The organism is Nonomuraea basaltis (genome assembly GCF_005893125.1).
Classification (GTDB): Bacteria; Actinomycetota; Actinomycetes; order Streptosporangiales; family Streptosporangiaceae; genus Nonomuraea; species Nonomuraea basaltis.
On the sequence record NZ_VCJS01000306.1, the window covers coordinates 1 to 12,391 of the forward strand.

Sequence of the window (12,391 nt, forward strand, 5' to 3'; positions counted from 1 at the left end):
CGTCACGCTTGCCGGCGCACCCTGCGGTCTCTACCAACCCATGAGGTTCACACCCCCATGCTCCGGCATCAGCTCCTGTCATTTCGTGCACACTTACGCACACTCAAAGAACAACTGTTGCCAACCCTTCCCGTCGAGACGCCAGCGCCCCGCCGCCCGAACAGACATCCGAGTCACCAGCAAGACCTGAGACCACCGGCCCTGCCCGTCAAGAAAGGTTGACGCGCTTTCCTGCTCGAACGGGCCTACGCTCGAAGTATGGGAGGGGGACCATTATGATCACCAACATCATCCTGGGTTTCCTCGCGATCATCGCTGTCTTGTCCGGGTTCGGCGGCGTCAGGATCGTCAACCAGATCGAGCGCGGCGTTGTCTTCCGTTTCGGCAGGGCCCAGAAGGAGATCCGCCAGCCGGGGCTCACCTTCCTCATCCCGATCGTGGACCGGATGAGGAAGGTGAACGTGCAGATCGTCACGATGCCGGTGCCCACCCAGGAGGGCATCACCCGTGACAACGTCTCCGTCCAGGTCGACGCCGTCGCCTACTTCCGGGTGCAGGATCCGCTGCGGGCGGCCGTCGAGGTGCAGAACTACCTGTTCGCAGTGGAGCAGGTGGCGCAGACCTCGCTCCGCTCCATCATCGGCAAGAGCGAGCTGGACGACCTGCTCTCCAACCGCGAGGAGCTGAACAAGGGCCTCGCGCTCATGATCGACAGCCCGGCGCTCGGCTGGGGCATCCACATCGACCGCGTGGAGATCAAGGACGTCACGCTGCCCGAGTCCATGAAGCGCTCCGTGGCCCGCCAGGCCGAGGCCGAGCGGGAGCGCCGCGCCCGCGTGATCACAGCGGACGGCGAGTTCCAGGCCGCCCAGAAGCTCGCTGACGCCTCCGCCATCATGGCCCACACGCCCAGCGCCCTGCAGCTACGACTTCTGCAGACGGTGGTCGAGGTGGCGGCGGAGAAGACCTCCACGCTGGTCATGCCGCTGCCGGTGGAGCTGCTGCGCTTCTTCGACCGCGCCGTCCCGGACTCCACCGCGCAGAAAGCGTCGGAGGAGCCGGCCCAGACCACCGCGCCGCAGCTGACGCCGCCCGACGAGCTCGCCAAGCTCCTCGGCACTCGCGACACAGCACGCCGGCCCGACTCCTGACATCGGGCCGGCACCGGGCGATTGACGGGCAACCCGGCCTGGGGAACCCGTCGCCACCTAAGATGACCGCATGGCCGAGACCGACATGCACTACTACAGCACGCTCATCGCGGTCGCCGACGACTGCGCCGCTTCCGGCGGCGTGATTCCTTCGGCCAAGGGTGGCAAGAAGACGGTCGCGGTGCTGCAGTTCGAGATGATCGCCGGCGCGCCCCACGGGCTGACGCAGGCCGACGTGCTGTTCGAGACCTGGCTCCTCCGGCAGGACCTGCCGGAGGAGCCGTCCGAGGAGAAGCGCGCGGAGCTGCGCGCCCGGTTCTTCGCCAGGTCTCAGGCGTGCATGCGGGCCTCGCCGCTGCCCAAGACCTACGGCTGGGGGCTGCTCTTCGACGAGCACGGCCGGGTCGCGCTGTGTCCCCGCGATTCGGCAGAGTACGCCCAGCTGGTCGCGGCCGAATCCGGCGTGACCGTGCTCAAGGCGATGCGCTCCAAGCGCGCCTGACCCACCCGGCACGAGCCCCCGGTCAATATGCCGCACGCACCTGGCAGATGACCAGAGGGCCATCGTGGCTGCGGGGCGGCGGAGCGTGGGTCAGGGTTCCGCGTGCCGGTCGAGACCGAGCGTGGCGATGAGGTCTTCGTGGAGCTCGAACCAGACACGATGGCAGGAGTCGACGTCGGTGCGTTCGACCCAGGAGCCCTCCCCGGCTCGGGCGCGCGCCAAGGCTGTGGTGAATCGTGTGTCGTATCCGCGGAACCGTGTGAGGACGCTCCCGAGCCGGTCTGCGAGTGGCGTGAGTGCGCGGTCGATGCCGGCGAGCTCGTGGAGGACTCCGGCGTCCCAGGCGGGATCGGAGTGGTCGTTGACGGCGAGCCGATCGCCGGCGGTGGGCCGGAGTTGCCAGTCGGTGCAGGCTCGTAGCAGGAGGGCGTTCAGCGGGAGGAACTCGCGGTAGACGTCACGGACCTCGTCGGCACCGCCGACGCGTGCGAGCTCGGCTGCGAGCTGGCGCTCGTTCTCGGCCCGGCCCGGTTCGGTCAACGACCAACCTCCGGTGCCGGCGAAGGCGGTGTGCTCGACCCAGCCACGTGCCTCGGCGTCGCGCAGCATCTCCTTCGTCTCGGCCGCATCGAGCCCGTACCGATGAGCGATCACCGGGGTGTCTGCGAACCCGGTGATGCGCACGGCGTGCAGGACCAGGAGGCCGGGCGGAGAGTCCCGCGTCACGAGGCGGCGTCCTGTCGTGCTGCCAGGCGGGTGTACCGCTGCTGGCACGCCTGGGGGGAATTGAACCCCATCGCGTGCGCCATCTGTGCCCAGGTCAGCCCTGCGCTCCGGGCTATGAACAGCAGGGCAGCTTCGAGTCCTTCGACCTCGGCGCGTGCGGCGGGCAGGAGGGCGAGCGCGCTCAGGATGTCCTCCGGGCCCAGGTCGGCGCCGCGCCAGACGGCGAACTGCGCGAGGTCGACCGCCGACGGCGGGACGGGCGAGGGTCGCCACGGACGGGCGTCGAGCCCATCTGCGCCCCGTGCCAGCAGACGCTCACGCGCGTCCTGCTCACGCTGGGCCTGCACGTGGTCAGCGTGCACGCTGTCAGCGATGTCCTGGTTGCGTGACATGCAACTCATGATGCACAATCAACAGATTGTTGTCAATAATCTGTTGAAAAGGTGGGTGGATGCTCGTACCCCTCAAGGAGGCTGCCGCCGATACCTGCGGGGGCAAGGCCGGCGCACTCGGCGCGCTGCTCCGCGCGGGTCTGCCGGTTCCTGACGGCTTCGTCGTCTCGTTCGCCGCTTACCGCGCCGCTGTCCGCGACCTGGACCTCGGGCGGTTCGCCGGCGAATCGGACGATCTTGACGCAACGCGGCAGGTGATCGAGGCCCACCCGGTCCACGCCACCGTGATCGATGCGCTGGGACGCGCACTCGACGAGCTCGGCGATCCGCCCGTGGCAGTAAGATCATCGGCAGCAGATGAAGACACCGGTCAGGCATCGGCGGCCGGTCAGCACGAGAGCTTTCTCGCTGTGCGCGGAGTCAGCGAGGTCGCCGATGCCGTACGCGCCTGCTGGGCCTCGCTGTACTCTCCACGTGCCATCGACTACCGGGGTGCCTCCGGCCGCGACGACCGGCCGTCCGACGATCTTGTGATGGCCGTCATCGTCCAACGCCATCTGGACGCCGAGGTATCCGGGGTCATGTTCACACCCGCGGACCCGGACGACGCGACCCGGATCGAGGCGTCCTGGGGCCTCGGCCCCAGCATCGTCGGGGGCAAGGTCACCCCTGACGCCTACCGCGTCGCCGAGGACGGGTCGGTCACACGCACCGTCGCAGACAAGCGGACCCGCCTCGACCGGCGCGGCGCGCAGCTCGTCATTCGCGACGTGCCCGCCCGTGCCCGGGACCAACCGACGATCGACGACGCGACCGTCACGCAGCTGGCCAAGCTGGGCAAGGAGATTGCCGGCGTACTCGGTGGACCGCAGGACATCGAGTGGGCCATCGTCGACGGCCGCACCTGGGTACTGCAAGCACGGCCGGTCACCGCCGCACCCCCACCACCGACATCGCCTTCCAGCGCCTCGGATACCCCAGCCGCCACACTCACCGGAACACCAGGCAGCCACGGAACCGTGACCGGCACCGCGAGGATCGTCCGCGGTCCCGGCGACTTCGCGCGCGTGCGGCCGGGCGACATCCTCGTCTGCCCCTTCACCGACCCCGCTTGGACGCCGCTGCTGCGCATCGCCGCCGGCGTCGTCACCGAAACCGGAGGCGTCCTCTCCCACGCCGCGATCGTCGCTCGCGAGCACGCCATCCCCGCCGTCCTCGGCATCCCGAACGCGACGAGCAGGCTCCATGACGACACCGTCATCACCATCGACGGCACCACCGGCACCGTCACGGCGACGAACGCGTGACTGATCCTTCCATCCCATCGAAAGGAGACGGGAAGCGGGCCCGCACGGACACCGCCCCTAACCACTGATGACTACGCGACACCTCTACCTGGCACGCCACGGGGCGGCTGACACGTTTGGGGAGCTCACCGGCATCGGACGCCAGCAGGCGGGCCTGCTGGGCGAACGGCTCGCCAGCGTGCCGGTCGACGCCGTGTGGCACTCTCCGCTGCCACGCGCCGTAGCAAGCGCGCACGAACTCGCCCGGCATCTACCGAACGTGCCTGTGACTGAGGCCGCCGAACTCGTCGATCACGTGCCCTACATTCCCGGCGCGGCCGAAACACCCCCGTCCTGGGCCGGCTTCTTCGACGGCTACGACGACACCGAGGCAGCCTCGGGCCAGAGGCTCGCCGAGGCCCTGGTCGCCCGGTTCGCGAAGGCCCCCGACACGACCACGAAAGGCACCCGGCCCGACACACACGACGTCCTGGTGACGCACGCCTACCAGATTGCGTGGCTGGTGCGGCACGCACTGGACGCGCCGCCATCCCGGTGGCTCGGACTGAACAGCGCCAACACCGCACTGACGGTCATCGAGTACCGCAACGGCCTGCCGCCCACGATCGTGATGTTCAACGACATGAGCCATCTCCCGCCCGACCTGCGCTGGACCGGGTTCCCCGAAGGCATGAGGCCGTGAGGTGACTCCTACTGTCCGTACGCGCTCCTCGGCTTACGTGACGCCGACCGGCTACCACGTGCTCGGCGTGGAGCGCGTGACGGGCGAGCTGCTCGTACTCGCCGAAGCCACTGTGCGGCACGCTCATCCAGGCGGCCCTGCCGGACACCGCCTGAGGCATCAATCCTCGTCGGCGGGGAGGGTGAAGAAGCGGACGTAGAGAGGGCGGGCGTCCGGCGGGGCCTCGTCCGCCGGACGGCTGTACCTGAGGAGCAGGGCGACGTACTCGTTGTGGAAGTCGTTCAGCTCCTGCTTGGTCATGCGCGCCACCCCGCGCGAGCCCTTGGCCCAGTCGGGGTCGGCGCGGTAGGCGGCGGGGAAGCGTTCCAGCAGGGCGCGGTCCTCCTCGAGGCCGATCCGGTGGAACTCCATCAGCACCGCGCGATCCTCCGGGGCGAGCTGGTCGGGAGTGGGCAGGCGCATGTCGCGGGGCGTGTCGGCGCGGCGCCACCAGCGTTCGCGGCCGGTCGAGCGCTCGGGGATCTCTTCGATGAAGCCGTATTTCTCGAGCTGGCGCAGGTGGTAGCTGGTGGTGCCGGTCTTGGCGCCGAGCAGCTCGCCGAGGGTGGTCGAGGTGGCGGGGCCGTGGATGTTGAGGTGGGTCAGCATGCGGCGGCGCATGGGGTGTGCCAGAGCCTTGAGCCGGTCTGGGTCGTCGAGCAGGAACGGCTCGTCATCCTTCATGAGGAGCAGGCTAGTCCTTCAGAACGATATCTGCAGACATCTGTATGCCGAGCTTTCTCTGCAGACTATTGTCGGCGGCATGATGAGAATCTTCGCGGCCATCGTCGCCGCGTTATTCCTGCTCGCCCCTCCCGCGGTGGCTGCGCCACCGGCCGTGCCGGGCGACCTGACGGTGACCGAGGTGAGTTTCCGCGGCGGCGGGAATCTGGTGCTGCACGGCAGCGTGATCAGCCCGGCGCGGGCCGGGAGCGGGCGGTCCGGAGTCGTGCTGGTGCACGGGGCCGGGGCGGGGACGCCCCGGGAGAAGCTGCTGGGCGAGGCCGTGGCCTTCGCCCGGCAGGGGCTGTCCGTGCTGATCTACGACAAGCGGTCCGAGGGCTATTCGCTGTTCGAGAGGTCGTACGCGCAACTGGCCGACGACGCGCTGGGGGCCGTGGAGACGCTCAAGAAGCAGCCGGAGGTCGATCCGGGCAAGGTCGGCATCTGGGGGCTCAGCGAAGGAGGGTGGGTCGCGCCGCTGGCGGCCTCGCGGTCCGGGGACATCTCCTTCGTCATCCTCGTCGGCGCCAACGCGCTGCAGCCGCTGCGGCAGCAGACCTGGGCGGTGGCGGCCGGGCTGCGCAAGGCGGGAGTGAGCGGGTCGCTGGTCGGCCATGCCGAGCCCAAGCTCTACCGGGCGATCGCGGACGGCGGGATGTTCCCCGAGCCCTACCACGACCCGGAGGCGGTCCTCGCGCGGCTGCGGCAGCCAGTGCTGGGCATCTGGGGGGTCAACGACCTGCTGACGCCTCCCAGGGAGACGCCGCCGATCATGGCCAGGGCCCTCGAGGACGGCGGGAACCGGCAGTACACGTTCCGGTTCTTCGCCGACGCCGAACACGCCGCGCACCAGACCCCCGACGGCGGGGTCACCCGGCTGCCCGAGCTGGCGCCCGGTTACGCGGAGATGGTCGGGAGCTGGGTGGGCGAGGTGACCTCGGGGCGCGCTCCCGTGGCCCAGGTGTCGGGGCCCGCGCCGGTGCAGGCGGACGATTCCGTGGGGGTGCCGCCCACCGAGTGGTGGGAGTCGTCGGGCGTGCAGGCCGCGGCGCTGATGTTGTTCCTGGTGGCGTTCGGCGGGTATCCCGTGGTGGCCCTGGTCCGGCGGATCAGGCGGCGGGCGGACGTGGTGCCGCTGGGGGCGGCACGGCTGGTCAGCGCCGGGGGGCTGGTGGCGGTGGCGGGCGGGTTCTCGTACCTGGTCTACGTGCTCATGACGAGTGGGAAGCTGGCGGCGCCGGGGCCCCTGGTGGTGGGCCGGCCGGTCGTCTGGCTCGCGCTGCAGGCGGCGGCGGTCGTCACCGTCGTGGCCACTGTGCTCACCGCGGTGAGGTGGCGGCGCTCCGCCGGGCGCGGCGAGAAGGCCCGGCTCGGGCTGCTGATCGCAGGTGGCGCCGCGTTCGTGCCGTGGGCGGCGTACTGGGGGCTGTTGCTTCCGTAATGTGCCTTTCCGGTCCATCTTGATGGCCACGGCGATACGTCATCGGCCGGGCGGGGTCACGCGCTCCGTGCCATGGCACCGGGGCTGCCGGCTAACCGGTGAGCTCGGCCATGCCCTGCTGCCGGGTCGTGACCGGGCGGTAGCCGAGCTCGCGGGTGGCCTTCGAGATGTTGATCGTGCATTCCTGGCCGGCCAGCCACACGCTCATGTAGTCCAGCGGCGGCGCGCCGGTCAGCCCCAGCCACCGCCAGACCGTCTCGCCCGCCGACGCGGCGGCGAACGCCGGCCCGCGCGGCAGCGACCTGCGAGGCGGTGTGACGCCCTGGGTGGCCAGCAGCTCGGTGACGAAGTCGCGGAAGACGACCGGGCTGCCGTCGGTCACGAAGTACGCCTGCCCGGGGCGGCCCCGTTCGGCGGCCAGCACCAGTCCTTCGACGGCGTTGTCGACGTGCGTCGTGTCGGTGAGGTGGCGCCCGCCGCCGATCCAGGCGAACCTGCCGCTCTTGACCATGGTCACCAGCTCCGGCAGCACGGTCGCGTCGCCGGCGCCCCAGACGAAGCGGGGCCGCAGCACGACCGTCTCGATGCCCTCGGCGGCCAGCACGAGCTGTTCGGCGGCGGCTTTGGAGGCGGAGTAGTGGGCGCGCGAGTCCGGCCGCAGCGGCGCGGTCTCGTCCACGCCGACCAGGGGCTGCCCGTTCATCAGCGCCGCCTCGGTGCCGACGTGCACGAGCCGCCGCACTCCCGCCGCGCGGGCGGCGCGCACCACGTTGGCGGTGCCGTCGACGTTGTCGGCCCAGAACCTGGCCCGGCCGCCGCCGCGCGAGGTCCTGGCGGCGGCGTGGAAGGCGATCTCGCTGCCCGCCGCGGCGGCCCGCAGCGCGTCCACGTCCTGGACGTCGCCGCGTACGGGCTTCGCGCCCAGGGCCTCGACCTTGGCGGCGGCGTCGTCGCTCCGGACCAGGGCGCGCACGCCGTGACCGTCCTTGACCAGGCGGGAGATGAGCTGCCCGCCCACGAATCCCGAGCCGCCGGTGACGAACACCGTTGCCATGGCCTGCCCCTAACTATGACGATTGTTATATGTATGACGTCCACTATAGTTACAGGCATGCCGAGATCCAAGTCCGATTCGCGGGAGAAAATCGTCGAGAGCGCGCGCAGGCTGCTGAGCGTGCAGGGCCTCCAGGGCACGGGGATGGCGCAGATCATCGCCGAGAGCGGGGCCCCCAGGGGGTCGACGTACTTCCTGTTCCCCGGGGGCAAGGAGGAGATCGCCGTGGCCGCCGTCAGGGCCGCGACGGCGGACTCGGTGACGTTCATCGCCGAGACTCGGCGGACCAGTCGCACCGCCCGGGAGTGGGTGACCACGATGGCCGGGCATTTCGCCCGCCGCCTGGAGGACTCCGGCTTCACCGAGGGGTTGCCGATGACGACGGTGACGCTCGACTCGGTCCCCGGCTCGGCGGCGCTCAGCGCCGCCTGCCACGAGGCCTACGAGTCGTGGGTGACGGCGCTGGAGGAGAGCCTCGTCGGGTACGGTGTGCCGGCGCAGGAGGCGCGCGGACTGGCCATGCTGATGCTCGCCACCCTGGAGGGCGGCATGATCCTGGCCCGCGCCTACCAGTCGCTGGAGCCGCTGGAGCTGATCCAGGCCCAGATCCTCACGCTGCTGCCCGGCGACCGCCCTCGACGCGAGACGGAGACTTCCGTACCCTGACAACCCCGGCAGAGCTCGGCCAGCGCCTGGGTCAGACCCAGGTGCTGCGGACGCCGGACTGGTCGCGGATGACGCCGGAGCTGTTCCCCCAGCGGATCGCCGACACCCTGGCGGGCCGCTCCAGCCGGCTCTACCCCGACTGGAGTGGGTTCGGCCCCGGACGTGCGGGCGTCGTGCGGGTGGCGCGTCCGGGGCCGGTCAATGGCGCGGAACGGCGTCAGGAGAGCCGCTGGATGGTCCAACGGTGTTGACGGTCGCGCCGGCTGGGCTGACGGGCAGGAACAGGAGTGCGGCTAGCGCGCTCAGGACCAGATGGCCGGCAACGTCTCGCGGGGTGAAGCGGCGCGCAACTGACTTGTGATTCCTACGCGCGTGGTCGCGAAACATACGTCAAGGACCCGTATGGACGGGTGCGACGGTGGTGCTGTTACCGTAAGCGCGGTGCGCCGGGAAGTCTGGTCGGCAAGGTCCTATCCCATACGACTCTGCGGAGGCTTCCCCTGTGGGCACCTTGCTGACGGCCTTCGCCGGCCTGCTGCCGGCCGTGCTCATTTCAAGCCTGGCCCATCGCACGATCCTGTCCACCGCGGCGCTGTTCCTGGTGGCCGGGTTCGTGCTGGGCGACGGCGTGCTCGGTGTGGTGTCCGTGCAGGTGGACGACGAGCGTGAGGTCCCGGTCTGGTTCGGCGCCGCGCGCCGGTTGCGCGAAGGATCCCAGAGAGGTTCGGCGTTATGAGGCTCCGCACAAGGTCCTTCCTGGACCGGTTCCACCACCCGGCGCAGGTCATCGCCACCGGCTTCGGCGCGGCCATGCTGCTCGGCACCCTTCTGCTGTCGTTGCCGATCGCCACCACCTCCGGTACCTCGGCGGGCTGGCTGGCCGCGTTGTTCACCGCGACGTCGGCGGTCTGCGTCACCGGCCTGGTCGTGGTGGACACCGAGTCGCACTGGTCGGTGTTCGGCGAGGTGGTGATCGCCGCCCTGATTCAGGTCGGCGGGCTGGGCATCATGACGCTGGCCACGCTGTTCACCGTGCTGGTGGCGGGGCGGCTCGGTCTGCGTGCCCGGATCTTCGCCCAGGCCGAGACCAAGGCGCTGAGCATGTCCGATGTACGGCGAGTCGTGCGCAATGTGGTCATGTTCAGCCTGCTCTGCGAGGCCGTGGTGGCCGTGGTGCTCACCATCCGTTTCCTGACCGGGTACGGCGAGCCGTTCGGCCGCGCCGTCTATCTCGGCGCCTTCCACGCGGTGTCGGCGTTCAACAACGCCGGATTCGCCCTCTGGCCGGACAGCCTGATGAGGTTCGTGACTGACCCGTGGATCTGCCTGCCCATCGCCGCCGCGGTCATCGTCGGCGGGCTCGGCTTCCCTGTGGTGTTCGAGCTTGCCCGCTCGTGGCGGCACCCGAGCCGCTGGACGGTTCTCACCAGGATCACAGTCGGGGTAACGCTGGTCCTGCTGGTGGTCGGCACGCTGGTCTTTATGACCACCGAGTGGCGCAACCCCGCCACCCTGGGGAGGTTGGATGATCCCGGCAAGCTGCTGGCCGCCTTCTTCACCGGCGTCATGCCGCGCACGGCCGGGTTCAACAGCCTGGACATCGCCCAGCTGTATCCCACCAGCCTGCTGGCCACCGATGCGCTGATGTTCATCGGCGGCGGCAGCGCGGGCACCGCGGGCGGCATCAAGGTCACCACGTTCGGGCTGATGGCCTTCATCATCTGGGCCGAAATGCGCGGCGAATCGCGTGTCAACGTCGGCCACCGCCGCCTGGCCGAAAGCGCGCAGCGGCAGGTCGTCTCGATCACGATGATCAGCGTGGCCCTCGTCATGGTCTCCACCTACATACTGCTGGCCCTGACCGCGCATAGCCTGGACCAGGTGCTGTTCGAGGTGGTCTCCGCATTCGGCACCGTCGGACTGTCGGCCGGGATCACCGCCGATGCCACGCCCGCCGGGCACCTGCTGTTGGTGCTGCTCATGTTCGTAGGCCGGATCGGGCCGCTGACGCTGGGCTCGGCGCTCGCGTTGAAGGAGCGTGCCCGCCATTACGAACTACCCGAGGAGCGTGTCATCGTTGGCTGACGAGAAGAGCGACGCGGTCGTGGTGATCGGGCTGGGCCGGCGCTGGGGTCGATGGTCGTGCTGACCCGCAGCTTGCTAAGCCCGGCGGAAATAGGCTCTCGCCGACGGAACCGCGAGCAGGATGATCACGAGGAGCGAGCCCAGAGTGGTCAGGACGAGCTTGGCGATGTTCACGGGGAGCAGCCAGCCGGGCATGACGTGCGTGGCCGCGTCGATCAGGGCCGGCACATCGATGCGCGTAAGCATGGAGTCCCCTGAGTTCTTGAAGGACGACTCCATGAACTGAGCGGTGAACAGCTGTCCGGGGATGATGATGACCCCCATGGCGAAGAGGATGGGCTGGAAGATCCAGGACAGGATCCGGCCGACCCCTTTCCCAGCCAGGTTGAGCACCGCCAGAGTCACCAGAATCAGGGCGAGCACGATTGCCAACGTCTCGCTCCCCCCGAAGTTGATGCCGTGCTGGGCCAGGATCGTTGCGGGGAGCCCCTGTCGCACGATTTCCGCCTCGGCGGCCGCCTGGGCGTCTGCACCATAGAGGAGAACGACGAAGGTTCCGATCAGGAAAGGTATGACGGTCAGCAGCTGCAGTGACGCGGCTACGACGATGCTGCGCGGGCGGCGTACTTCCCGGGTGTGAGGTTGATGGGTCATGTCGGCTCCTCGACGATCCGATTGAACTAAGTGCAACAGTATGGCGGCATTTGAACTAAGTGCAACAGGCCAGTCGAACTTTGTGCAAAATCTGTATCCTGAGGCCATGCCGCGTGACACGCTGACCAAGGGACAGATCGTCCGGGCCGCCGTCGAGGTCCTGGACGCCGAAGGCGTGAACGGCATGAACATGCGGCGGCTCGGCGCCCAGCTGGGCTCGGCGGCAACGGCGATGTACTACCACGTGGAGAGCAAGGACAAGCTGGTGGTGCTCGCCGCCGATCACGTCTTCGGCGAGATCGAACTGCCGGACCTCGCCACGATCGGATGGCAGGAGGCGGCGGCCACGCTGGCCCGCGGCGCCTATGCGATGATCACCCGGCACTTCTGGTTGATACCGGCCATGAGCACGCATCTCATCTACGGTCCCGGCAAGGCCCGCTACGACGAGCACTGCCTGGCCGTCTACGAAGCCGCGGGTTTCAGTGATCAGGACGCCGACCAGGCTGCCGCAACGGTCCTGATGTTCGTGATCGGCGCCGCGCAGGGCGAGGCCGCAGAGTCGGCCTGGCGGGCTCAGCTGCGCCGCGCGGGCGCGGACGAGGAGGAGCAGCTGCGCGACACCATCGCGCACATCAGCGAGATCGCTCAGCAGTTCCCCCGCCTGCGCGCTCGCGCCATGCCCTCAGCGGACGCCACCACCGCCCAGCCGGCCGAGGCCACCTTCGAGTTCGGTCTGCACGCCCTCCTCGACGGCCTGCAAGCACGACTCGCGGCCGGCTCGATTCGCCCTCGTTGACGCGGGGAGAGCCGTGGCGACGACGGCGCCGTCGCGTTTGTGGCTGACCCGAAAATTCGACCTTCACGTGGGCAGGCGGCAGCGAACCCCGAGCGGCAATGAGCGATGATGCTTCGCGGTGAGTTGTGTCAGGTCGGCTCGGGCTCGATGAGGACGGCCTTGCCGTTGCG

Annotated in this window: 15 protein-coding genes; 10 read left to right on the top strand and 5 right to left on the bottom strand. The window is 69.4% G+C overall.

Annotation, left to right across the window (positions count from 1 at the left end):
* Nucleotides 1-275: 275 nt before the first annotated feature.
* Entirely contained in the window at nt 276-1,151 is an 876-nt protein-coding gene (locus EJK15_RS62220) for a slipin family protein (RefSeq protein WP_138719738.1), read from the top strand.
* Between the two features lie 70 nt (nt 1,152-1,221).
* Nucleotides 1,222-1,653 (top strand): DUF6157 family protein, encoded by a 432-nt coding sequence (locus EJK15_RS62225; protein ID WP_138719739.1) that lies wholly within the window; start codon nt 1,222-1,224, stop codon nt 1,651-1,653.
* Nucleotides 1,654-1,743: 90 nt separating this feature from the next.
* Here EJK15_RS62225 and EJK15_RS62230 read toward each other — a convergent pair whose 3' ends face one another.
* Both EJK15_RS62230 and EJK15_RS62235 read right to left on the bottom strand, forming a co-directional pair.
* On the bottom strand, nt 1,744-2,379 hold the full coding sequence (locus tag EJK15_RS62230) for a transcriptional regulator (protein WP_138719740.1): 636 nt from the start codon (nt 2,377-2,379) through the stop codon (nt 1,744-1,746).
* On the bottom strand, nt 2,376-2,771 hold the full coding sequence (locus EJK15_RS62235; protein WP_138719741.1) for a DNA-binding protein: 396 nt from the start codon (nt 2,769-2,771) through the stop codon (nt 2,376-2,378). Before EJK15_RS62235 ends, EJK15_RS62230 begins: the two co-directional genes overlap by 4 nt.
* 59 nt (nt 2,772-2,830) lie before the next feature.
* Here EJK15_RS62235 and EJK15_RS62240 point away from each other — a divergent pair, with 59 nt between their 5' ends.
* Nucleotides 2,831-4,078, top strand: a complete 1,248-nt coding sequence (locus EJK15_RS62240; protein ID WP_138719742.1) for a PEP/pyruvate-binding domain-containing protein — start codon at nt 2,831-2,833, stop codon at nt 4,076-4,078.
* A 67-nt stretch (nt 4,079-4,145) separates the two neighbouring features.
* Nucleotides 4,146-4,760, top strand: coding sequence for a histidine phosphatase family protein (locus EJK15_RS62245; RefSeq protein ID WP_138719743.1), 615 nt, complete (start codon nt 4,146-4,148; stop codon nt 4,758-4,760).
* Between the two features lie 159 nt (nt 4,761-4,919).
* Here EJK15_RS62245 and EJK15_RS62255 read toward each other — a convergent pair whose 3' ends face one another.
* The gene (locus EJK15_RS62255; protein ID WP_138719745.1) at nt 4,920-5,483 is read right to left on the bottom strand and encodes an ArsR/SmtB family transcription factor; all 564 of its coding nucleotides are present in this window, start codon (nt 5,481-5,483) and stop codon (nt 4,920-4,922) included.
* Between the two features lie 79 nt (nt 5,484-5,562).
* On the opposite strand from EJK15_RS62255, the gene EJK15_RS62260 reads away from it, so the two are divergent.
* Nucleotides 5,563-6,963 (top strand): alpha/beta hydrolase family protein, encoded by a 1,401-nt coding sequence (locus EJK15_RS62260; RefSeq protein WP_206062013.1) that lies wholly within the window; start codon nt 5,563-5,565, stop codon nt 6,961-6,963.
* A 91-nt stretch (nt 6,964-7,054) separates the two neighbouring features.
* Here the strand turns inward: EJK15_RS62260 and EJK15_RS62265 are convergent, their stop codons facing one another.
* The gene (locus EJK15_RS62265; protein WP_138719746.1) at nt 7,055-8,017 is read right to left on the bottom strand and encodes an NAD-dependent epimerase/dehydratase family protein; all 963 of its coding nucleotides are present in this window, start codon (nt 8,015-8,017) and stop codon (nt 7,055-7,057) included.
* Between the two features lie 57 nt (nt 8,018-8,074).
* Here EJK15_RS62265 and EJK15_RS62270 point away from each other — a divergent pair, with 57 nt between their 5' ends.
* The 4 genes from EJK15_RS62270 to EJK15_RS62285 all read left to right on the top strand — a co-directional run bounded on the left by EJK15_RS62270 (nt 8,075) and on the right by EJK15_RS62285 (nt 10,768).
* Nucleotides 8,075-8,683 (top strand): TetR/AcrR family transcriptional regulator, encoded by a 609-nt coding sequence (locus EJK15_RS62270; protein WP_171075282.1) that lies wholly within the window; start codon nt 8,075-8,077, stop codon nt 8,681-8,683.
* Between the two features lie 41 nt (nt 8,684-8,724).
* Nucleotides 8,725-8,934 (top strand): hypothetical protein, encoded by a 210-nt coding sequence (locus EJK15_RS62275; protein ID WP_138719748.1) that lies wholly within the window; start codon nt 8,725-8,727, stop codon nt 8,932-8,934.
* Nucleotides 8,935-9,185: 251 nt separating this feature from the next.
* Nucleotides 9,186-9,419 (top strand): hypothetical protein, encoded by a 234-nt coding sequence (locus EJK15_RS62280; protein ID WP_138719749.1) that lies wholly within the window; start codon nt 9,186-9,188, stop codon nt 9,417-9,419.
* Nucleotides 9,416-10,768 carry a TrkH family potassium uptake protein gene (locus EJK15_RS62285; RefSeq protein ID WP_138719750.1) on the top strand — a complete coding sequence of 451 codons (1,353 nt, stop codon included), beginning with the start codon at nt 9,416-9,418 and terminating at the stop codon, nt 10,766-10,768. Before EJK15_RS62280 ends, EJK15_RS62285 begins: the two co-directional genes overlap by 4 nt.
* 75 nt (nt 10,769-10,843) lie before the next feature.
* Here the strand turns inward: EJK15_RS62285 and EJK15_RS62290 are convergent, their stop codons facing one another.
* Nucleotides 10,844-11,542, bottom strand: coding sequence for a hypothetical protein (locus tag EJK15_RS62290; protein ID WP_138719751.1), 699 nt, complete (start codon nt 11,540-11,542; stop codon nt 10,844-10,846).
* Between EJK15_RS62290 and EJK15_RS62295 the strand changes: the two genes are divergently transcribed.
* On the top strand, nt 11,529-12,221 hold the full coding sequence (locus EJK15_RS62295; RefSeq protein ID WP_138719752.1) for a TetR/AcrR family transcriptional regulator C-terminal domain-containing protein: 693 nt from the start codon (nt 11,529-11,531) through the stop codon (nt 12,219-12,221). The genes EJK15_RS62290 and EJK15_RS62295 overlap by 14 nt on opposite strands.
* Nucleotides 12,222-12,391: the final 170 nt, after the last annotated feature.

Coding starts and splice junctions, on each gene's coding strand:
- EJK15_RS62285 (WP_138719750.1), top strand. CDS start 9,416: ATGAGGCTCCGCACAAGGTCCTTCCTGGACCGGTTCCACCACCCGGCG.
- EJK15_RS62240 (WP_138719742.1), top strand. CDS start 2,831: ATGCTCGTACCCCTCAAGGAGGCTGCCGCCGATACCTGCGGGGGCAAG.
- EJK15_RS62255 (WP_138719745.1), bottom strand. CDS start 5,483: ATGAAGGATGACGAGCCGTTCCTGCTCGACGACCCAGACCGGCTCAAG.
- EJK15_RS62245 (WP_138719743.1), top strand. CDS start 4,146: ATGACTACGCGACACCTCTACCTGGCACGCCACGGGGCGGCTGACACG.
- EJK15_RS62235 (WP_138719741.1), bottom strand. CDS start 2,771: ATGTCACGCAACCAGGACATCGCTGACAGCGTGCACGCTGACCACGTG.
- EJK15_RS62260 (WP_206062013.1), top strand. CDS start 5,563: ATGATGAGAATCTTCGCGGCCATCGTCGCCGCGTTATTCCTGCTCGCC.
- EJK15_RS62265 (WP_138719746.1), bottom strand. CDS start 8,017: ATGGCAACGGTGTTCGTCACCGGCGGCTCGGGATTCGTGGGCGGGCAG.
- EJK15_RS62220 (WP_138719738.1), top strand. CDS start 276: ATGATCACCAACATCATCCTGGGTTTCCTCGCGATCATCGCTGTCTTG.
- EJK15_RS62270 (WP_171075282.1), top strand. CDS start 8,075: ATGCCGAGATCCAAGTCCGATTCGCGGGAGAAAATCGTCGAGAGCGCG.
- EJK15_RS62295 (WP_138719752.1), top strand. CDS start 11,529: ATGCCGCGTGACACGCTGACCAAGGGACAGATCGTCCGGGCCGCCGTC.
- EJK15_RS62225 (WP_138719739.1), top strand. CDS start 1,222: ATGGCCGAGACCGACATGCACTACTACAGCACGCTCATCGCGGTCGCC.